This window comes from Variovorax sp. W1I1 (genome assembly GCF_030815625.1).
GTDB lineage: Bacteria > Pseudomonadota > Gammaproteobacteria > Burkholderiales > Burkholderiaceae_C > Variovorax > Variovorax paradoxus_C.
This window is the reverse complement of record NZ_JAUSWZ010000001.1, coordinates 7037494-7056211: the sequence shown is the minus strand read 5'-3', so window position 1 is coordinate 7056211 and position 18718 is coordinate 7037494. Positions and strand designations below refer to the sequence as shown.

The window sequence follows — 18718 nt, the reverse complement described above, 5'->3', positions numbered from 1 at the left end:
CGACGACCTGGCGCGCCCGGCGCAGAGGTCCCGAAAAATCAGTGGTGCGCCTGAGCGCAGAGAGGATCCGGCGTATCCGCAAGGCCTGCTCCATGATGAAAGAAAGTCCGGCATTCTCACAGCACCGCTGCCCATAATCCGAAACCATGCAGAGCATCTTCCACCTTGCCTTTCACGTGCGCGACCTTGACGGTGCGCGCCGCTTCTACGGTGATGTCCTCGGTTGCGCCGAGGGCCGCAGCACCGACACCTGGGTCGATTTCGATTTCTTCGGCCACCAGATCTCGCTGCATCTGGGCGAGCCCTTCGCCACCGCGCGCACCGGCCGCGTCGGCGACGTGATGGTCCCGATGCCGCACTTCGGCCTCGCGCTGGCCCTGCCCGACTGGCAGGCACTGGCCGAACGGCTGGAAGCCGCGAACACCGATTTCGTGCTGAAGCCCCAGGTGCGCTTCGAAGGCCAGCCGGGCGAGCAGTGGACGATGTTCTTCTGCGACCCCTTCGGCAATCCGATCGAGGTCAAGGGCTTCCGCTCCCTGGCCACGATCTACGACAAGTAAAGCCGAAGCCACGTGGGATACACCTTCGCATCGGCCACCGTGTTGCTGCTGCTGATCACCGATCCGCTGGGCAACATCCCGATCTTTGCCAATGCGCTCAAGGGCGTGGCGCCCGAGCGGCGCACCCGGGTGATCGTGCGCGAGGTGCTGATCGCCTTCGCGCTGCTGCTGGTCTTCATGTTCGTGGGCGACGGGTTCCTCAGGGTGATGGGCCTGTCGGGCCTCTCGCTGCAGATCGCGGGCGGGGTGGTGATGTTCCTGATCGCTCTCCGCATGATCTTTCCGCCGGAGCACGGTGCCGTGCCCGTCGCGGCCCCGACCGAAGAGCCGCTAATCGTGCCGCTCGCCGTGCCAGCGCTGGCCGGCCCCTCGGCGCTGGCCACGGTGATGCTGCTGGTGTCGCAGGCGCCCGAGCGGCGCCTCGAATGGGTGGCCGCGCTCAGCGTCACCATGGCCGTGTGCGCCATCGTGCTGGTGCTGGCCGAGCGCATCCAGCGGCTGGTCGGCGAGCGCCTTGTGCTTGCCTTCGAGCGGCTGATGGGCCTGATCCTGGTGGCGGTGTCGGTCGAGATGATGATCCGCGGCGTCAAGCTGCTGGCATCGGAAATGGGGAGGTAGCTGTCCACATGCCTTTCTTCGCAGAGCCCCATCTGGCGGCACGGATCTTCCGGGTCACGCTGGCCACGCTGATTCCGCTGCCGCTTTTCTTCGGCGCGAGTGCTGCCCACGCAGTGCAGGTCTGCGAACTCAACGGCCAGAGCGTGAGCCCTGCCAACGGCAGCACCACGGCCGGCAAGACCGGCCTCATGCGCTGCAAGGACGGCACGACAGGCGAGCTGCAACGGGAGCAACAGGTGCAGAACGGCGTCTTCATGGGCCTCGTGCGCTTCTACGAAAAGGGCAAGCTCGCGCGCGAACACACCACCAATGCCAAGGGCAACATGCAGGGCCGCGCCCGCGAGTTCTCGCCCGCTGGCCAGGTGCTGCGCGAGGCCGTCTACGACGACGGCCAGGAGCGCGGGCTGGTGCGCAGCTTCTACCCCGGCGGCCAGTTGCGGCGCGCCACCTTCTATCCCAACACCGGCGCCGGCCCCGAGCGCGCCGTCGTCGAATTCACCGAACGCGGCCAGATGTCGATGCTGCGCTGCGGCGAGGCGCCGGTGCTGGCGCCCGTGGCCGACGACGCCAAGTTGTGCGGCTTCACGAGCGGTGGCGCATCGCAGGTCGATCTGTTCGACGCGCGCGGCACGCTGCGTTCGCGGGTGTCGTACCTCGCGGGCAAGCGCGTGCGCAGCCAGGAGTTCTACGACAACGGCAAGCCCTCGACGCTCGACGAGACCACCGGCAACCAGCGCATCGAGCGCAGCTTTTCATCGGAAGGCGTCAAGCGCCGCGAGACCGTGTGGCTGCTCGCCGAGCGCAGCGCCATCCGGCAGCGCGAGCAGGAATTCTCCGAAAAAGGCACCGTGGTGCGCGACCAGCGCTGGACGCCCACGGGCGAGCCGCTGCGCGACGACAGCTTCTATCTCAACGGCCAGCCGCGCAGCAAGGCGGTGTACAGCGGCACGGGCAACGCACGCACCGTCGAAGTCACCGAGTACTACGACAGCGGCCAGCGCGCCGCCCACGGCCGCTTTCTCGCGCCGAGCCGCAACCGGCAGTTGCCCATCGGCACGCACCAGCGTTTCAGCGAAAAGGGCACGCTGCTGGCCGAGTCGCACTTCGACCCCAAGGGGCGCGTGACGCGCGAGCGTGCATGGGACGAGAACGGCGACTTGCAGCGCGACGACGAAGTCTTCGAAGACGGCTCCCGAAAAGCCTTCACCCAGTAGCTGGGCGAAGCCTCACAGCTGGCGCTGGCGTCAGTCCAGCTTGATGCCGGCCTGCTTGATGATCGGCCCCCAGCGCTTCGACTCCGCACGCGACAGCGCCGCGAACTGTGCCGGCGTGCCGGGCATCGCTTCCATCCCGAAATCGTCGAAGCGCTTCTGCACGGCGGACGTGCTGAAGGCCTTGTTCAGGTCGCCGTTGAGCTTGCTCACCACCGCGGGCGACAGGCCCGCCGGGCCGAGGATGCCCTGGAACGCGAACACCTCGGTGTTGGGCACGCCCACTTCGGCCAGCGTCGGCACGTTGGGCAGCGGCTTGCTGCGTGCACCCGAGCCGATGGCGAGCACGCGCACCTTGTTGCTCTGCATGATCGGCAGGCCCGAGGCCAGGTCCAGGAACATGCAGGGCACCTGCCCGCCCATCACGTCGGCCATCGCGGGCGCAGCGCCGCGGTAGGGGATGTGGGTGATGAAGGTGCCGGTGCGCACCTTGAACATCTCCATTGCGAGGTGGTGCGGCGAGCCGTTGCCGGGCGAGGCGTAGTTGACCTTGCCGGGGTTGGCCTTCACGTAGGCCAGGAACTCCTTGAAGTTCTTCGCCGGGAAGTCCGGATGCACCACCAGCGCGAGCGGGAATTTGCCGATGGCGCCGATGTAGGTGAAGTCCTTTTCGGGGCTGAACGGCAGCTTGCTGAACAGGTGCTCGTTGAAGGCCAGCACGGCGTTGTCGGCCGAGAGGATCGTGTAGCCGTCGGGCTTGCTCTTGGCGACGATGTCGGCGCCGATGTTGGTCGAGGCGCCGGGGCGGTTGTCCACCACGATCTGCTGGCCCAGCGTCTGGCGCATGGCTTCGGCCAGCACGCGCGCGATCACGTCGGTGCCGCCGCCCGCCGGGTACGGCACGACCCACTTGATGAGCTGCGCGGGGTACTCCTGCGCATGGGCAAAAGGCGAGGCGGCCACGGCGGCGCCGGATGCGAGCGTGGCGAGTAGGGTGCGGCGATCCATGGATCAGTCTCCTGGTTGTAGTTAGGTTGCGGAAAGCGATGGTACGGGCAGCGCGCGCAGCGCATCGGCGAGCGCGGCACGGCAGCGCGCCTCGTCGCCGACCTGCTCGAACAGCAGCAGCGCGAGGCGTGCGAGGAACAGCGATTCGCGCTCGGCGCCCGCTTCGGTGATGGCGCGCGCGCACTCGGCGTAGAGGCGATCGCGGGCGTCGGGGTGGAGAAGTGCGGTGTTGCTCATGAGGCGACTGGCTCCAGTGAAACGGCGGCGCGGGCGAGTGCGGTTTGCAACGCGCCGCGCGGCATGCGGTGCCAGCGCGCGGCAACGTGGCCGTCGGGGCGCAGCAGGTAGACGGCGCCGTCGCGCGCGCCGAGCGCTTCGAAGACGGCGGGGTTCGCATTCGCGTCGAAACCGTGGATGCCCGGGGCGGCGATGGTGCGAACAGCAAAGGGCAAGGTGCCTTGCTGCGCCTGCTTCACATCGTCCTCGGGCAGTTGCGCGGCACCGGCATTCGGCCGCAGCGCCAGCAGCGTGAAGACCGGCGCGATCAGGTCGGTGAGATGGCCGTTTTCGAGTTGCTGTTCCGGCATCACCTCGCCCGGCAGCGGACCTGCGGGCAGCGCATCGCCCTCGCTCGACAACGGAGATTCCGCATAGCGCACCGCCTGCGTCTGCCGCGGATTGATCAGCTGCGCGATGCCCCGGTGTTCCTCCGACAGCGACAGCGCCGCCTCGCGCAGCAGGTCGAAGCCGCGCGACGGCGGCGACATGAATTCCGTGCTGCGCATCGCGTTCTCGGCATTGACGTGGAAAGCCGCGATCCGCTCCTGCGAGTACGAATCCAGCAGCGCCGCATCCGACACGCCGCGCGCGACCAGCGCCAGCTTCCACGCCAGGTTGTCCGCATCGTCGAAGCCCGAGTTGAGCCCGCGTACGCCGAAGATCGGCATCGCATGCGCCGCATTGCCCGCGAACACCACGCGGCCATGGCGATAGCTCTCCAGCGTCATCGCGCCGGCGCGGTACACGGACGTCCACACCGTCTTCCACGGCAGGTGCCCTTCGCCGATCGCATCGAGATGGCGCTGCACGAACTCGGCCACGGCCGCGGGCTGCAGCGCCTCTTCGGTGCTCTGGCCGGCGCGCAACTGGTAGTCGATGCGCCAGATGTCGTCGGGCTGGCGGTGCATCAGCACGGTCGAGCCGGGGTTCCACGGCGGGTCGAACCATGCGCGGCGTTCGGTCGGGTGGTCGCTGTGCAGCTCGATGTCGATGATCACGTAGCGGCCTTCGTAGCCCGTGCCTTCGAGCGAGAGCCCGAGCGCCTTGCGCACGAAGCTCTGGCCGCCGTCGCAGGCGGCAAGCCATTGGCCCTGCAGCCGGTAGGTGCCCTCGGCGTTGCGCACGTCGAGCGTCACGCCGTCATCGGCGTCCTGCGCGAGCCCCGTGAGTTCGGTGCCCCAGCGGACATCGATGAGCCCCGGCGTCGCCTCGTTGCGGCGGAAGATTTCCTCCAGCAGGTAGTGCTCGGCGTAGTACTGCTCCAGGTTGATCATCGGCGGCAGCTTCTGCTGGGCGTCGTGCGGCATCTCGAAGCGGAACACCTCGGCCGTCTTGTAATAGCTGCGCCCGCCGGTCCAAGGCAGGCCCTTGGCCATGAACGCCTGGCGCACGCCGAGCCGCTCCATGATCTCCAGGCTGCGCCGCGAGATGCAGGCCGCGCGGCTGCCGACGCACACCGTGTCGTCGGCTTCGAGGATCACGCAGCGCACGCCGTGGTTCGCGAGCCCCAGCGCAAGCGCCATGCCGACCGGCCCGCCGCCTGCGATCACGACCGGATGACGGCCGGGTTCGATGCCACCCTGCTCCAACGGCGGCGTCCAGACCTTGTAGCGCGTGTAGTCGAAGGCGCCGACCGACGGCGGCAATTCAGTCGCGCGCAGGGTCGGCGGCACGGGGCCGCTCGCGGCATCGGCGGCAACAACAACGGTGGGGTTCGTCATGCAACGGGATTGTCCCGATGCACCGCGACCGCCGATGTCATAACTTCGTACGAAGTATTTACCCTCGATTCACCCCAACGCATGAGACGCTGGCGCATCCACCCCACCGACGCGGCGCTGGCCGCGGCCGTCGTCGGCGACGTGCTCTCCGGCGTGGGCACGCCGCATCTGGCCACGAGCTATCTCCGGGCGATGCAGCGCGTGATGCCGGTCACCTTCTGCACCGTGTTCGCGGTGAGCAGCACGGGCCGCATCGAGGCGGTGTCGGCCGCCAGCAGCTACGGCAGCACGGCCGAGCGCACCACCGAACGCTATGTGGAGCAGCGCTTCGACCTGCTCGACCCCAACATGGCCTGGCTCGCGGCCCGCAAACTGCCTCAGCGCCCACAGCTCTGGCTGGGCCACCAGCGCGCCGAAGAGGTGGCCGACCCGGCCTATCGCGCCGCCTGCTATGGCGATGTCGGCATCCGCGAACGGGCTTCGGTGCTGTTGCTGCTGCCGACTGGCCAGCGCGTGGCGGTGAGCTTCTACCGCAGCCTCGCGCAGCCGGAGTTCGATGCGGGCGACTTCGCGCGGATCGAGGCGCATGCGACGCTGCTGGCCGACGCCACCGCGGCGCATGGCCGCAGCGCGATGGCGGTCCGGGAGTCCGTGGTGCCTGCCCTCGCCTCGCGCCTCTTGACCTTGAGCCTGCGCGAGCGCGAAGTCATCGGGCACCTGATGGCGGGCAAGACCGCGAAGGAAGCGGCGCGCGAGCTTGGCGTCGAGCTGACCACCGTGCGCACCCATCAGTACCGGGCGTTCCGGCGGCTGGGCATCCGTTCGCAGAAGGAGCTGCTGCTGCGCGCCACGGCAGACGCGTAGCGCGCGCTCTCAGTCTCTCTGCTTACTTGGCGGCGTCCAGGCGCTTCTGCATGCGCGCCGAGCGATCTGCCGACGGCGGATGCGAGCTCATGATCGAGCTGCCGGTGGCGCCGCCGCTGAGCTTGGCCAGCTTGTCGAAGGCGGTGACCAGGCCCTTGCGCTCGAGCTTGCGCTCGGTCAGCAGGTCGAACGAATAGTTGTCGGCCGCGCTTTCGTTGGCTTGTGAGAACTGCGCATTGACGAACTTCTCGCCCAGATCGCCGGCCTGCGACTGCGACAGTTGGGCCGCGACCCCACCGGCAGCGCCGGCCAGTCCACGCACGGCCGAGGCGGCGTAGGCGGTCTGCATGCGCGACTTCGAGTGGCCCAGCGCCACGTGGCCGATTTCATGGCCGATCACGCCACGCAGTTCATCGTCGTTCATCAGGTCCATCAGGCCGCTGTAGACGCGGATGCAGCCGTTGGCCATGGCCCAGGCATTCACGTCCTTGGTCATGTAGACCTTGTAGTTGGCCGTCTTGCCGTTGACGGTGGTGGGCATCTGCTTGATGACCTGGGTCAGGCGCGTGGCGTAGCGGCTGCCGGCGGGCGCGATCTGGTTCTTCTGGTCCATGGCGGCGCAGGACTGGTCGGACATCGTGCTGACCTCGGCGTCGCTCAGCGACATGGCCTTGAAGGCCGAACCGCCCGCCTGGGTGAGCGCGCCGGTATCGACGCTCTTCATGGTTTCGCAACCGGCAAGGGCGGCCGTGACGGCGATGACCGCGAGCGCGGTCCGATGAAAGCAATGCATGGAATCTTCCCCCGAATAATTTCTATGGAATCGAGCGACAGTGCTCTCCGGCACCGTCGTCCCGGCAACGCCGTGAGCAGTCATTGTTTGTGACGCGATGCGGCGGCGAGATCATAGGACAGCGAAGCACCTATGCAGCGCGGCTGCTGTGCCCGAGGCCGATCGAATGAGACCTTTAGCCCGTTTTCAACTCCAACCCATCTAGCGCCACAAAGAGCTGCTCGACAACATTCGGCGTGAACACCCCCTCGGGCCCCTGTGCGTGAATGTCCGTGAAGGGCGAGGCATACAGCCGCTCCTGAGGCATGGCTCCGTGCTCCGTGCTCCGTGCTCCGTGCTCCGTGCTCCGTGCTCCGTGCTCCGTCAGATGCTGCACGATTTCTTCGATGAACTGCAATTGGCTGGCAGTCATCGTCGAGCCCGCGATCAAGCCCGCGAAGGCCTGCGTTGCGGCCTCGCGATCCAGCCCAACGAGCGAGCGCACGAAAGCCGGCAAGGTTTTGTGCAGATCGAGGGAAGCTCGGGCCACTCTGCTTGAAGAAAGCCGAAGTTGGAACTTGTCGTCATGGCGCTTCCTTGCCCGCGTTGAGCTGTGTCTCGGCCATGGCCAGGCGCTCGAGTACCTGATCGAAAGCCGGGGGCGTGCTGATGAACATCTGCTGCATTGCCGCGTAGTCCTGCGCCAGCGCAGCCCGCCGCGATTCGATCGGCACCAGGCGGAAACTGCCAGGCCGCGCCAGGTCATAACGGGCCCAGGCGCGAGGAAACACGCGTCCCTTCCAATCGACCACATGCGCGCACAGCGCCGCATCGGCCAGGTTGGCCGCTGCGTCTTCACGCTCGAGCAGGCGCGCCATGTCCGAGTAGTGGCGCGCGTAGCGATCCGGCATCGGCTGGTCCGGCGGACGGTGGAACTCCGAGTGCAGGATCGTCGCCTTCTCCCAGAAGGTGCGCTCCAGCACGAGCGTGGTGACCTCGCATTGCCAATCGTTGAAGAGCGCTGGAAAAGCGTCGGCAACCAACGGGCGGATCGGATAACGCCCGGTCGGCTGCTGGTCGGTCAGCGTGCCGAGTTCGAGTTTGACCTCGCGCTGGATATAGGCGAAGCCGGCGCGCTCCTGCGTCGGATAGCGAAAGTAAATGATGGGTGAACGCGCCGCCGCATCCACTTCATAGCGCAGCCATGCATCGAAATCCTGCGGCGTGCCCAGCGCCTCGCGAATGCGGGCTTCCAGCGCCGGCTGCACAACCTCTTGTGCCTTGGCACCGCAAAGTTGCTGCATTTCCAGCACCGCGGCATCACGGCGTGTGCGACTGCCCAATGCATCGAAGGCGTTCGCATCGGCGCCGACGAAATCAGGCACCAGACACAGATCGATGTCCTCCGAAAAGCGATCGATCACGCCGTAGACCTTCGAGAGCGACGTACCGCCCTTGAATACCAGGTGCGGAGCCACCTCGGGCAATGCGTAGAGCACTCCCAGCAGCCAGCTGACCCAGAAGTCTTTTTCGAGAATGACTGCCGACACGCCCGTGCGCACCGCGGCGTCGCCGATGGCCAGTGCTCGATCTTCCGTTGAGAGATTTGCAAACGCTGGGGCGAGGTGACGCGTGGGCATGGCGGTCAGGGCTTCGCGAGTTCGAGGAAGTGGGAATGCATCCATTCGGGCGCCAGCGCAAGATCCGTCAACAGACCAGCCCGCTCCGCGGCCGGCAGATTTTTGCGCAGGCGCTCGATGCGCTCCGGCGTGATGTGCGCCGCACCCAGACTGCGAAAGGCCTGGATCAGCAAGCCGCTCAACCGCCCGGCCGCCGCCATGTTGCGGGGCGTGGTGCGCTTCAGCGTGACCTGGGTCGGCCCGACCTTGACCGTGCGCGTGGCGCCATCGGTGAGAAACACCACCTTGGCCGGCACCTGCTCCGACAGACCGAGCAGATTGGCCGCGTACGCGCCGGAAGGCTGCAGCCGGAGGCCGTCCTTGCGCTCCAGCGCTTTCTCGACCGCTTCAATGGGCGGCCATAGCAGGCCGAGCACCGGGTGCTGGCGCGGCACGTCGTAAAGCCCCCGGCCCAGCAGCCGGATCACGCCATCGGCCTTGTGACGCTTGAGCGCGGTGGCCACTGCGGTTCGGCTGCCCAGGTCGACGAAATCCGCCGGCGTGAACACCCAGCCCGACGCGTGCGATTGCACGCGTGCCAGCACGCGGGAGTCGACGGATTCTGTGTGTTTGCCCATTTTTGCCACGAAAAATAGCAGTTATTCGTGGCAAAAACAAGCTGCATGACTCACGGAGTCCTTGTCTTTCGCGCTCCCGCCGACAGCATGTCGAACAGATAAGCCACAGGAATCGGCTTGTTGGGCTGGGTGCGGTCGTAGGCCGCGTCATGTGAAGCGGCCTTGACCTGCTCGAAACTCATGTCGGCGCAATAACGGATGGCCCACTCCAGGCTTTCGCGCTTGGCACAGCCACCGGTCAGCATGGTTTGTCAGTCTTCCGAAACTTCAGCTTGCGGGTTGACCAACGACACCGGCGCCTCCTTCGGCCGTCCATTCACCGACACGATCTCCTGATCGATCGCACCGAACAGCGAGCGCCCGTCCAGCCCCTTCATCTCGATGCGGATCGTGTCGCCGAACTTCATGAATTCGGTAACCGGCGCGCCGATCTGGATCGTCTCGATGCAGCGCTTCTCGGCGATGCACGAGTAGCCCTTGGGCCAATCCATCTGGCCGTCTTTCTTCTCGACGCCCTTGTTGCTCACCGTGCCGCTGCCGACGATGCTGCCGGCGCGCACGTTGCGGGTCTTGGCGATGTGGGCGATGAGCTGGCCGAAGTGAAAGGTCATCTCCGGGCCGGCGTCGCACATGCCGACCTTGCGGCCGTTCCAGCTGCTTTGGAGCGTCAGGTGCACGCGGCCGTCCTGCCAGGCTTCGCCGATCTCGTCGAGCGTCACGGCCACGGGGCTGAAGGCGGTGGCGGGCTTGCTCTGGAAGAAGCCGAAGCCCTTGGCCAGCTCGGCCGGGATCAGGTTGCGCAGGCTCACGTCGTTGGCCAGCATCACGAGGCGGATGCCGTCGAGCGCCTGGTCGGGCGTGGCGCCCATCTTCACGTCGCCGGTGATGACGGCGATCTCGGCCTCGAAGTCGATGCCCATGGCCTCGCTGGGCACGACCACGTCGTCAACCGGGCCGAGGAAGTCGTCGCTGCCGCCCTGGTACATCAGCGGGTCGGTGTAGAAGCTCTCGGGCACCTCGGCGCCGCGGGCCTTGCGCACCAGTTCGACGTGGTTGATGTAGGCCGAGCCGTCAGCCCACTGGTAGGCGCGCGGCAGCGGCGCCATGCACATCGCGGGATCGAACGGAAAGGTGTGGCGCGCGCGGCCGGTGTTGACGGCGTCGTACAGGTCCTGCAGCTGCGGGCTCATGAAGCCCCAGTCGTCCAGCACCTGCTGCAGCCGGCTCGCGATGCCGGTGGCGTAGTGGGCGAGCGTGAGGTCGCGCGAGACAACGACGAGCTGGCCGTCGCGCGAGCCGTCCTTCAGGGTGGCGAGTTTCATGATGCGGTGCGTGATGAAGGAGGCGGTGTGGACCCGAGGGGCCGGGCGCCGCTCCCACTAAACTGGTTGAACGGGCGGCAGTTTACCGAGGTGGTCTTCCTGAACCTCCGCGCCCCGCGCCCACTCCACACCTGATGTCGACGCTCGTCGCTCCCCCTTCGCGGTCTTTGCTGCCTACAGGCCTGCCTGGGCGTCCGTCCTGGCGGGTGCTGATCGGGCTGACGCTCGTGGTCGCGCTGGTGCACCTGCTGGTGCTCGGGGTCGCGCCGATGGCGGTCGGGCCGGAGCCTTCGCCGCTCGCGAACAAATTCATCACCCGGACCATCGTGATCGCGCCACCCGCGGCGGACAAGCCCGCGGCACCGACCGCTGCGGCGGCGCCCGTCGAGGCCAAGCCGGCGGCGCCGGCCAAGCCCCGGCGACCGCGCGCGCCGACGCCGCCCAAGCCGCAACCGAAGCCGTTTCCCGAACCGGACGCGTCGACACAACCTACCCCGGAAACGCCCGACCTGACGGCGCAGGCTGCTACCGATTCAGAAGCAACTTCGCCCGAGTCGCCCGCCAGTGCACCGGCAGCCCCCGAACCCGCACCTGCCGCGGCTGCCGGCACCGGAAGCGGCACGCCGGGCGGCACAACGGCAGGCGGCAGCGAAGCCGCCGGCACCATCGCCGGCACCCAGGCGCTGCGGATTCCCGGCTCCGTCACCCTCGATTTCGAAGCCACGGGCCAGACCGGCGCCTCCCCGCAGCGCGGCGTGTTCGGCGAACTGGTCTGGCTGCAGGACGGCAGCCGCTACGACGGGCGGCTCACGCTCAAGGCGGTGTTCTTCACGCTGTTGAACTGGCACAGCACCGGCAAGATCGGCCCCTCGGGCCTCGAACCCGAGCGCTATTCGGAAAGCCGCAAGGCCGAGGTGGCCTCGCATTTCGTGCGCGACCAGGGGCAGATCATCTTCAGCAACAACGCCCCGCCCGTGCCACTGCAGCCCGGCGCGCAGGACCGCATGAGCGTGATGATGCAGTTGGGCGGCCTGCTGGCGGCCAGCCCGGAGCGCTACCCGGCAGGCACCCGGATCTCGGTCCAGACCGTGGGCGTGCGAGACGGCGATATCTGGGTTTTCGTGGTCGGCGACGAGGAAAAGCTGCAGCTTCCGGCCGGCGAATACACCGCGCGCAAGCTCACCCGCACGCCTCGCAAGGAATTCGACCGGAAACTGGAACTCTGGCTGGCGCCGAGGTACGGCTACCTGCCGGTTCGCATCAAGCAAACCGAGGCAAACGGCGATTTCGCTGACGCCCAATTGCGCAAACCCCTACCCGAGGCGCCCGCCAATTGAGGCAAAAAGATTCACATGCCAAAACGTTCGGCGACAACGCTTCTTGAAACTGGCGCGTTGATTGCTATGTAAACACCATGAACGCCATCGACATCCTCACTGGTCCCGCCATGAACATGCTTTACGACTCGGAATCCTTCGTCGTCGTGCACGTGCAGCCGAACGAAGGCGACGAGCCGGCAAAGCCGAATGTGCCGGTGCTGGAGCGCCACGGTTTCGAAATCGTGGACAAGCGCTCGGGCAAGGAGGTCTACCTCGACGGTTCCTGGGCCGAACTGTTCCAGCAGCAGATCGCCGCCTGGCAGCTCAACACCCCCACGCAGGAAGAGGTCGAGGACACCCTCGAGGGCTACGCCGAACTGGCCCACACCCCTGTGCTGGTGCACTGAACGCCCGGCTACCCACAGCAAGGAAAGCGCCCCCGCCGGGCGCTTTTTTCATGGGCGCGCGGTTTTGCTGCGCAGGTAGATCCATCGGAACATCGGCCCGACCAGCAGCAGCACCGCCACCAGCCGACACACCTGGAAGGCCGTCACCACCGGCACCCCGAGCTGCAGCACCTTGGCCGTGATCGCCATCTCGGCAATGCCGCCCGGCGAAGTGCTCAAGAGCATCGTGGCCGGATGCAGCCCGGTCGCCCGCGCCAGCAACCACGCCACCCCGCCGCACAAGACCAGCATCGCGAAAGTGCCCAGTGCCACCGAGCCCAGCCAGCGCGGCGCCGTGTGCAGGAACTCCCGGCTAAAGCGCACGCCCAGGCTCACCGCGATCACCAGCTGCGCCGCGTTCGACATCCACGTCGGCACCGCCGACAGCGACTGCCCGGCGATCGTGAACCCCATCGCCACCAGCAGCGGCCCGATGAACCACGGATTGGTGCGCCCAAGCGCCCGCATCACAAGACCGCCGATTCCGGTGGCCAGTGCGAGCAGCGCCAGCCCGCCCGCATTCACCTCGCGCACACCCGGCGGGTTGATCTCCAGGCCCTGCAGCCCGCTCCACTGCATCGCGAACGGGATCGTGACCGTCACCACCACCAGCCGCAGGCTGTGCGCCGCCGCCACGAGGTCGGTGCGGGCGCCGGCCGATTCGGCCAGGAGCGTCATCTCCGAAGCGCCGCCGATGGCGCCGGCAAAGTAAGCAGTGGCTCTCATGGCGCGCTTCGGCACATGCGGCATCCGCGACGCATGCAGTCCGTACAGCCAGCGCCCGAAGCCCCAGCCGAGCAGCAGCGCCCACGCGATGGCCAGCGCAATCGCCCACCAGATGCCGGCCACCAGCGACACCACATGCGGCGTGAAGTAGAGGCCGAGCGCGGTGCCGATGGTCCACTGCCCGGCGTTCCGCAGCGGCGTGGAACTGGCGGTCGGCGCACCCGCGATCGAGGCGAGCGACACCGCGAGCAGCGGGCCGATCATCCAGGGCAGCGGCGTGTGCAATGCGAGGCAAGCGCCCGCCGCGGCCAGTGCGAGCAGCAGCGTGACCAGCACGCGAACGAGAAAGCGAAAAGGCACGGGGAACAGGGGAAAGGAGACAGGCAAAAGCGCAATTGGATGGCACGGCACGCATGCACCGCGCAGATAGTATGGCCCGATGCTTTTTCAACGCTGGCCCGCGCGGGCTCCACGTTTCCTGATCCCGCTCCTGGCCGCAGCCGCCCTCGCGGCGTGCTCCCCATCCCGCCTCTTTCCGCTCGGTCCCGATGCGCCCGTCGCGAAGCGCGTCTCTGCGTTGCTGCCGGTCGATGCCCTGCTGCTCGGCGAGCAACACGATGCGCCCGAGCACCACGCGATCGAGCGCGAAACCATCGAGGCGCTGGCCGCGCGCAATCAACTCGCCGCGCTCGCGCTCGAAATGGCCGAGGAAGGCCGCAGCACCGCGCAGCTCGCGCCCAGCGCAAGCGAAGCCCAGGTGCAGACCGCCCTCGGCTGGAGCGACAAGGCCTGGCCCTGGGCCAACTACGGCCCGGTCGTGATGGCGGCCGTGCGCGCCGGCGTGCCGGTGGTCGGCGCCAACCTGCCGCGTGCGCGCATGAAGGACGCGATGGCCGATGTGTCGCTCGACGTGCAGCTCAACGGCGAGGCCTACACCGCGCAGCAGGACGCCGTGCGCGAAGGCCACTGCAAGCTGCTGCCCGAGTCGCAGATCATCCCGATGACGCGCATCCAGGTGGGCCGCGACCGCGCGATGGCCCAGACGATCGTGAAGTCCAGGCAGCCGGGCAAGACCGTGCTGCTGATCGCCGGCGCCGGCCACACGGTGCGCACGCTCGGCGTGCCGCAACACCTGCCGGACGACGTCAAGGTGACCTCGGTGCGGCTGCTGGCCTCGGCGACGAACAACGTCGTAGCGGGCGACTACGACAAGACCTGGCTGACGCCGCCGCTGCTCGAGAAGGATTACTGCGCCGAGTTGCGCCGCCCGGCCAACAAGGCGAACGCTGCGTCCTGACCGGTCGCCTTTCCGCAGTTCGTGATGAACCGCGGAAAGGCTGCAAAGAGACCGCTCAGGCGTGCTTCTTGATCGAATCCGCCAGCGTGTTCACCAGCGTGTCGATGTGCGACTTCTCCACGATGTACGGCGGCGCCATCACCAGCACGTCGCCCGCGGGCCGCACCAGCGCGCCCTTGTGGAAGCAGTCCAGGAAGATGTCGAACGCGCGCTTGCCCGGCTTGCCCGCGATGGGCGCGAGTTCCACCGCCGCGGCGAGGCCGAGGCTGCGGATGCTGATCACGTTGGGCAGGCCCTTGAAGGCGCTGTGGAACGCGTCGCCCAGCACCTTGCCCATCTCGCCGGCGCGGGCGAAGAGGTTTTCTTCCTTGAAGAGATCGAGCGTGGCGATGGCCGCGGCGCAGGCCACCGGGTGGCCCGAGTAGGTGTAGCCGTGGAAGAACTCGACCACGTGTTCGGGCGCGTCGGTCGACATCATCGCGTCGTAGAGCTTGTCGCGGCAGATCACGCCGCCGAGTGGAATCACGCCGTTGGTCACGCACTTGGCGAAGTTCAGCATGTCGGGCACGACGCCGAAATAGTCCGACGCGAAGTTGGTGCCCATGCGGCCGAAGCCGGTGATGACCTCGTCGAAGATCAGGAGGATGCCGTGCTTGTCGCAGATCTCGCGCAGGCGCTTGAGGTAGCCCTTGGGCGGTAGGTACCACCCGGCTGACCCCGCCACCGGCTCCACGATGATCGCGGCGATGTTGCTCGGGTCGTGCAGCGGAAGGATGCGGGTTTCGAGCTCGACCAGCGGGTCTTCGGCCCACACCGGCTCCTCGTTGTGGATGTAGGCGTGGTTCACCGGATCGTGGATGAAACGCATGTGGTCCACGCGCGGCAGGAAGGCCGAGCCGAACACCTTGCGGTTGCCCGGAATGCCGCCCACCGACATGCCGCCGAAGCCCACGCCGTGGTAGCCCTTCTCGCGGCCGATGAACACGTTGCGGTGGCCCTCGCCGCGCGCGCGGTGGTAGGCCAGCGCGACCTTCATCGAGGTGTCGGCGGCTTCGGAACCTGAGTTGCAGAACAGCACCTTGTTGAGATCGCCCGGGGCGAGCGCGGCAATCATCTCGGCCGCGCGGAAGGCCTTGTCGTTGCTGACCTGGAAGGCGGTGGCGTAGTCGAGGGTGTCGAGCTGCGTCTTGATGGCCTCGTTGATGGGCTTGCGGTTGTGGCCCGCGCCCACGCACCAGAGGGAGGAGACGCCATCGATCACCTTCTTGCCGTCGTGCGTGGTGAATTCCATGCCGTCGGCCGCCACGAAGACGCGCGGGTCTTTCTGGAAATGGCGGTTGGGGGTGAAGGGCAGCCACTGGTTGCCCATGTTGAAGTCCTGGTAGGCCATGTCTCGCTCCTGCGGTTATCTGTCGAGGGAAAATCGCGATTCTGGCACCCCTGCGACAATTGCGCCCCTCATGACGACCCCAACGCCCCCCGTGTCCGCCACGCCCGCCTACATCCTCAATCTCTCGTGCCCCGACCGCACGGGCATCGTGCATGCCGTCTCGGGCTTCCTGCTCGAGCGGGGCGCCAACATCGAAGAGGCCGCCCAGTACAACGACCACGGCACGGGCCTGTTCTTCATGCGCGTGCGCTTCGCCTGCAGCGCCCACAGCGAAGCCGCATTGCGCGAGGAACTCAAGACCTTCGCCGCCGGCTTCGGCATGAACCTGCAGCTGCATGCCGCCGCCGAGCCGATGAAGACGGTGATCCTGGTGAGCAAGGAAGGCCACTGCCTCAACGACCTGCTGTTCCGCTGGAAGAGCGGCCTCTTGTCCATCGACGTGCGCGCGATCATCTCGAACCACCGCGACTTCTACCAACTGGCCGCGAGCTACAACGTGCCGTTCCATCACATCCCGGTGACGGCCGCGAGCAAACCGCAAGCCGAGGCGAAGCAGCTGGAGATCATCGAAGCCGAAGGCGCCGAACTCGTGGTGCTCGCACGCTACATGCAGGTGCTCAGCAACGACCTGTGCAAGAGCCTGGCGGGCCGCGCGATCAACATCCATCACTCGTTCCTGCCGAGCTTCAAGGGTGCCAAGCCCTACTACCAGGCGCACGACCGCGGCGTGAAGCTGATCGGCGCCACCGCCCACTACGTGACGGCCGACCTCGACGAAGGCCCGATCATCGAGCAGGACGTGGCCCGCGCCGACCACACCGACACCGTCGAAGACCTCACGGCCCGCGGCCGCGACACCGAGAGCCAGGTGCTGGCCCGCGCAGTGAAATGGCACAGCGAGCACCGCGTGCTGCTGAACGGGCACCGGACGGTCGTGTTCCGCTGAACATCGCCTGGCAACGGCACTTCCCAAAAGAAATGCCCGCGGAACCGGCTCGGCCGGCCCGCGGGTATTTGCCCTTTCGGGGATGTGAACGCGCCGCGGCGCGAAGTGCGCGGCGCTCCTGAAGGTCAGTTGCGGTTCGGATTGTTCGGACGGTTGTCGTAGCGGTTCGGCACGCCATCGCCGTCACGGTCCCAGCGACCGCGGTTGTATTCCCAACGGCCATTGTTCTCACGCCATTCCGGCGCGCGGTACGCGTAGCCCGGACGGGCACGCACATAGGTGCCACGGACCCACACGTGGTGCCCACGCTTCCATTCGTAGTGCCCCGGCGCCCACACATAACCACGGCGCGGCGGCGGCACGCGTTCGGCGCGCGGCGGCGGCGGTGCGACCTGGATGACCACGGGCTGCGCTTGCGCGGTCGTGGGAATGGTCATTGCAGCGCCCATCGAGAGCAACGAGGCAGCGCCGACAGCGAAGGAGATTGCGAGTTTTTTCATGGGGTACCCCTCATGAGTTGTTGGTGAGCCTTCATGCTGCCGGGGCCGTGTGAACCGCCTGTAAGCGGCGCACGAAATCTTGTGTAGACCTGTTTCGTTACTTTTGGCTCTTGCGAGCGCTCACTCCTGCAATTCCTTCAGGTCGATGGCCGCGGCCATCGCCGCATGGCCGGCCTTGTTGGGGTGCAGGTGGTCGCCGTTGTCGAACTGCGGATTCAACGCCTGCGGGTCCGCGGGGTCGCGCAGTGCGGCATCGAAATCGATCACGCCATCCACGTCGGTGCGGCTGCGGATCCAGCGGTTGACCGCGGTGCGCATCGCCTCGTTGTTTTCGTTCCAGTACGGCGTGTTCCGGAACGGCGGCACCGTGCCCAGCAGGATCTTCACGCCCTTGGCGCGCGCCTGCTTCACCAGTTGCTGCAGCCCATCGGTGATGCGATCGGCGGTCGGCAGGTCGTGCACCGTGTCCGGGTTCCCGGGGGCGCCCAGGAACACGCTGCGGCCGATGTCGTTGGTGCCCAGCAGCACGATCGCGTGCGTCACGCCGCTCTGCCCCAACGCATCGCGTGCAAAGCGAGAGAGCCCGTGGGGCCCGATGCCATCGACCAGCAGGCGATTGCCGCCGATGCCGGCATTGAGCACCGACACCTCGTGCGCCGCCTGCGGGCTGTTGCGCAGCCGCGTGGCCAGCATGTCGGGGTACGCGCCATCGCCGGACTCGCCGCCACCCGCGGTGATCGAGTCGCCGAATGCAAGCACGGTGCGCACCGACTTCGTGGTGAGTACGTCCAGGCCCGTCACGATGTGGTTCAGCGGCAGCGTCGTCGCACCCTGCAATTTCGCCGCCGCCACCGCATTGCCCGGCGCGACCCAGCTCGTATCGACGGAGAGCAGGTGCACCGTGCCGTAGGGCGTCGCACGATCGAAGAAGGCGCTGACCGCCATCGTCTGACCGGCCTCGATCTTCAGGTCAACGCCATCGCTCCATGCCTCCGCGCCGGGCGCGAGGGTGAGGCTCGTGCGACCGCCGAAACGCAGCACCCGCAACGTCGACGGAGAAATCGCATCGGCGCCCGTGCTGCGCGCCACGCTCGCGGCCGCGATGCGCAGCGGCGCCTTGCCGAAGCGGTTGGAAAAACGAATGCGGATGCGATCGCCGCCGAGCGTGGGCGCCAGTTGCTGGCGCAGCGTCTGCCCGCGGAATTGATCGCCGCCGGGCGCGGGCTTGTGCGCCACGGCCGGGTTCGCGGCCAGCTCGCGAAAGTCCAGCGGCGCCACGGCCCAGCTGCCGACCCAATGCGCGTCGGCGGGTTGCTTCGGACGGTGGTCGGGCTGCACGGCCTGCACGCCGACCGCCAACACGGCGAGACACAGCGCGGCGACCCAATGCGCCAGTGCCACTTCGCGAAGGCGATAAAGGCCGCGGGAGACGAGGTTCATGCGTGCAAAGCGGCTCAGTTTACGGAGCCGCCTTGCCCTGTG

General features: G+C 67.3%; 21 protein-coding genes. 8 read left to right on the top strand and 13 right to left on the bottom strand.

From position 1 onward, the window contains the following. The first annotated feature begins 146 nt into the window (after positions 1 to 146). The 3 genes from QFZ83_RS32700 to QFZ83_RS32690 are packed head-to-tail and all read left to right on the top strand — an operon-like array spanning position 147 to position 2392. On the top strand, positions 147 to 560 hold the full coding sequence (locus tag QFZ83_RS32700) for a VOC family protein (RefSeq protein ID WP_306883292.1): 414 nt from the start codon (positions 147 to 149) through the stop codon (positions 558 to 560). A gap of 12 nt (positions 561 to 572) precedes the next feature. Continuing rightward, positions 573 to 1178: a MarC family protein gene (locus QFZ83_RS32695; RefSeq protein ID WP_306883293.1), complete on the top strand. Its 606-nt coding sequence runs from the start codon at positions 573 to 575 to the stop codon at positions 1176 to 1178. Between the two features lie 8 nt (positions 1179 to 1186). Then, a complete protein-coding gene (locus QFZ83_RS32690; RefSeq protein ID WP_307512586.1) occupies positions 1187 to 2392 on the top strand; it encodes a toxin-antitoxin system YwqK family antitoxin in 1206 nt (401 codons plus the stop codon). 30 nt (positions 2393 to 2422) lie between these two features. Here QFZ83_RS32690 and QFZ83_RS32685 read toward each other — a convergent pair whose 3' ends face one another. From QFZ83_RS32685 to QFZ83_RS32675, 3 genes are read right to left on the bottom strand one after another with little or no spacing between them, the layout of a single operon-like run. Then, complete coding sequence (locus QFZ83_RS32685) at positions 2423 to 3397, bottom strand: tripartite tricarboxylate transporter substrate binding protein (RefSeq protein ID WP_307512584.1); 975 nt, start codon at positions 3395 to 3397, stop codon at positions 2423 to 2425. A gap of 21 nt (positions 3398 to 3418) precedes the next feature. Then, on the bottom strand, positions 3419 to 3634 hold the full coding sequence (locus QFZ83_RS32680; RefSeq protein WP_307512582.1) for a hypothetical protein: 216 nt from the start codon (positions 3632 to 3634) through the stop codon (positions 3419 to 3421). After that, positions 3631 to 5397: an FAD-dependent monooxygenase gene (locus tag QFZ83_RS32675; protein ID WP_307512581.1), complete on the bottom strand. Its 1767-nt coding sequence runs from the start codon at positions 5395 to 5397 to the stop codon at positions 3631 to 3633. The genes QFZ83_RS32680 and QFZ83_RS32675 overlap by 4 nt, the downstream gene beginning before the upstream one ends. 81 nt (positions 5398 to 5478) lie before the next feature. Here QFZ83_RS32675 and QFZ83_RS32670 point away from each other — a divergent pair, with 81 nt between their 5' ends. Then, positions 5479 to 6261 carry a helix-turn-helix transcriptional regulator gene (locus QFZ83_RS32670; protein ID WP_307512579.1) on the top strand — a complete coding sequence of 261 codons (783 nt, stop codon included), beginning with the start codon at positions 5479 to 5481 and terminating at the stop codon, positions 6259 to 6261. 22 nt (positions 6262 to 6283) lie between these two features. Here QFZ83_RS32670 and QFZ83_RS32665 read toward each other — a convergent pair whose 3' ends face one another. The 6 genes from QFZ83_RS32665 to QFZ83_RS32640 form a co-directional block, all read right to left on the bottom strand. Next, positions 6284 to 6985: a M48 family metalloprotease gene (locus QFZ83_RS32665; RefSeq protein WP_307512577.1), complete on the bottom strand. Its 702-nt coding sequence runs from the start codon at positions 6983 to 6985 to the stop codon at positions 6284 to 6286. 244 nt (positions 6986 to 7229) lie between these two features. Continuing rightward, positions 7230 to 7583, bottom strand: coding sequence for a type I restriction-modification enzyme R subunit C-terminal domain-containing protein (locus QFZ83_RS32660; RefSeq protein ID WP_373457521.1), 354 nt, complete (start codon positions 7581 to 7583; stop codon positions 7230 to 7232). A gap of 34 nt (positions 7584 to 7617) precedes the next feature. Next, positions 7618 to 8673, bottom strand: a complete 1056-nt coding sequence (locus QFZ83_RS32655; protein ID WP_307512574.1) for a nucleotidyl transferase AbiEii/AbiGii toxin family protein — start codon at positions 8671 to 8673, stop codon at positions 7618 to 7620. 5 nt (positions 8674 to 8678) lie between these two features. Next, positions 8679 to 9290 (bottom strand): DUF6088 family protein, encoded by a 612-nt coding sequence (locus QFZ83_RS32650; protein WP_307512572.1) that lies wholly within the window; start codon positions 9288 to 9290, stop codon positions 8679 to 8681. Between the two features lie 50 nt (positions 9291 to 9340). Then, complete coding sequence (locus tag QFZ83_RS32645) at positions 9341 to 9535, bottom strand: hypothetical protein (protein WP_307512570.1); 195 nt, start codon at positions 9533 to 9535, stop codon at positions 9341 to 9343. A gap of 6 nt (positions 9536 to 9541) precedes the next feature. After that, positions 9542 to 10612: a fumarylacetoacetate hydrolase family protein gene (locus QFZ83_RS32640; protein WP_307512568.1), complete on the bottom strand. Its 1071-nt coding sequence runs from the start codon at positions 10610 to 10612 to the stop codon at positions 9542 to 9544. Between the two features lie 134 nt (positions 10613 to 10746). Between QFZ83_RS32640 and QFZ83_RS32635 the strand changes: the two genes are divergently transcribed. Then, positions 10747 to 11949 (top strand): DUF3108 domain-containing protein, encoded by a 1203-nt coding sequence (locus QFZ83_RS32635; protein ID WP_307512566.1) that lies wholly within the window; start codon positions 10747 to 10749, stop codon positions 11947 to 11949. Positions 11950 to 12059: 110 nt separating this feature from the next. Then, positions 12060 to 12338, top strand: a complete 279-nt coding sequence (locus tag QFZ83_RS32630; protein WP_041944045.1) for a DUF3567 domain-containing protein — start codon at positions 12060 to 12062, stop codon at positions 12336 to 12338. A gap of 48 nt (positions 12339 to 12386) precedes the next feature. On the opposite strand, the gene QFZ83_RS32625 is transcribed toward QFZ83_RS32630, so the two are convergent. Next, positions 12387 to 13463, bottom strand: coding sequence for an AbrB family transcriptional regulator (locus tag QFZ83_RS32625; protein WP_307512565.1), 1077 nt, complete (start codon positions 13461 to 13463; stop codon positions 12387 to 12389). A 79-nt stretch (positions 13464 to 13542) separates the two neighbouring features. Between QFZ83_RS32625 and QFZ83_RS32620 the strand changes: the two genes are divergently transcribed. Beyond that, positions 13543 to 14400 (top strand): ChaN family lipoprotein, encoded by an 858-nt coding sequence (locus tag QFZ83_RS32620; protein ID WP_307512564.1) that lies wholly within the window; start codon positions 13543 to 13545, stop codon positions 14398 to 14400. 55 nt (positions 14401 to 14455) lie between these two features. On the opposite strand, the gene QFZ83_RS32615 is transcribed toward QFZ83_RS32620, so the two are convergent. Next, entirely contained in the window at positions 14456 to 15790 is a 1335-nt protein-coding gene (locus QFZ83_RS32615; protein WP_013543806.1) for an aminotransferase class III-fold pyridoxal phosphate-dependent enzyme, read from the bottom strand. 70 nt (positions 15791 to 15860) lie between these two features. Here QFZ83_RS32615 and purU point away from each other — a divergent pair, with 70 nt between their 5' ends. Further along, a complete protein-coding gene (gene purU, locus QFZ83_RS32610; protein ID WP_307512562.1) occupies positions 15861 to 16736 on the top strand; it encodes a formyltetrahydrofolate deformylase in 876 nt (291 codons plus the stop codon). A 125-nt stretch (positions 16737 to 16861) separates the two neighbouring features. Here the strand turns inward: purU and QFZ83_RS32605 are convergent, their stop codons facing one another. Both QFZ83_RS32605 and QFZ83_RS32600 read right to left on the bottom strand, forming a co-directional pair. Further along, positions 16862 to 17236 (bottom strand): YXWGXW repeat-containing protein, encoded by a 375-nt coding sequence (locus QFZ83_RS32605; RefSeq protein ID WP_013543810.1) that lies wholly within the window; start codon positions 17234 to 17236, stop codon positions 16862 to 16864. A gap of 120 nt (positions 17237 to 17356) precedes the next feature. After that, entirely contained in the window at positions 17357 to 18676 is a 1320-nt protein-coding gene (locus tag QFZ83_RS32600; RefSeq protein ID WP_307512560.1) for a GDSL-type esterase/lipase family protein, read from the bottom strand. Between the last annotated feature and the right edge of the window lie 42 nt (positions 18677 to 18718).

Coding starts and splice junctions, on each gene's coding strand:
- QFZ83_RS32655 (WP_307512574.1), bottom strand. CDS start 8,673: ATGCCCACGCGTCACCTCGCCCCAGCGTTTGCAAATCTCTCAACGGAA.
- QFZ83_RS32605 (WP_013543810.1), bottom strand. CDS start 17,236: ATGAAAAAACTCGCAATCTCCTTCGCTGTCGGCGCTGCCTCGTTGCTC.
- QFZ83_RS32685 (WP_307512584.1), bottom strand. CDS start 3,397: ATGGATCGCCGCACCCTACTCGCCACGCTCGCATCCGGCGCCGCCGTG.
- QFZ83_RS32615 (WP_013543806.1), bottom strand. CDS start 15,790: ATGGCCTACCAGGACTTCAACATGGGCAACCAGTGGCTGCCCTTCACC.
- QFZ83_RS32600 (WP_307512560.1), bottom strand. CDS start 18,676: ATGAACCTCGTCTCCCGCGGCCTTTATCGCCTTCGCGAAGTGGCACTG.
- purU (WP_307512562.1), top strand. CDS start 15,861: ATGACGACCCCAACGCCCCCCGTGTCCGCCACGCCCGCCTACATCCTC.
- QFZ83_RS32690 (WP_307512586.1), top strand. CDS start 1,187: ATGCCTTTCTTCGCAGAGCCCCATCTGGCGGCACGGATCTTCCGGGTC.
- QFZ83_RS32630 (WP_041944045.1), top strand. CDS start 12,060: ATGAACATGCTTTACGACTCGGAATCCTTCGTCGTCGTGCACGTGCAG.
- QFZ83_RS32680 (WP_307512582.1), bottom strand. CDS start 3,634: ATGAGCAACACCGCACTTCTCCACCCCGACGCCCGCGATCGCCTCTAC.
- QFZ83_RS32645 (WP_307512570.1), bottom strand. CDS start 9,535: ATGCTGACCGGTGGCTGTGCCAAGCGCGAAAGCCTGGAGTGGGCCATC.
- QFZ83_RS32665 (WP_307512577.1), bottom strand. CDS start 6,985: ATGAAGAGCGTCGATACCGGCGCGCTCACCCAGGCGGGCGGTTCGGCC.
- QFZ83_RS32635 (WP_307512566.1), top strand. CDS start 10,747: ATGTCGACGCTCGTCGCTCCCCCTTCGCGGTCTTTGCTGCCTACAGGC.
- QFZ83_RS32675 (WP_307512581.1), bottom strand. CDS start 5,397: ATGACGAACCCCACCGTTGTTGTTGCCGCCGATGCCGCGAGCGGCCCC.
- QFZ83_RS32620 (WP_307512564.1), top strand. CDS start 13,543: ATGCTTTTTCAACGCTGGCCCGCGCGGGCTCCACGTTTCCTGATCCCG.
- QFZ83_RS32650 (WP_307512572.1), bottom strand. CDS start 9,290: ATGGGCAAACACACAGAATCCGTCGACTCCCGCGTGCTGGCACGCGTG.
- QFZ83_RS32700 (WP_306883292.1), top strand. CDS start 147: ATGCAGAGCATCTTCCACCTTGCCTTTCACGTGCGCGACCTTGACGGT.
- QFZ83_RS32640 (WP_307512568.1), bottom strand. CDS start 10,612: ATGAAACTCGCCACCCTGAAGGACGGCTCGCGCGACGGCCAGCTCGTC.
- QFZ83_RS32670 (WP_307512579.1), top strand. CDS start 5,479: ATGAGACGCTGGCGCATCCACCCCACCGACGCGGCGCTGGCCGCGGCC.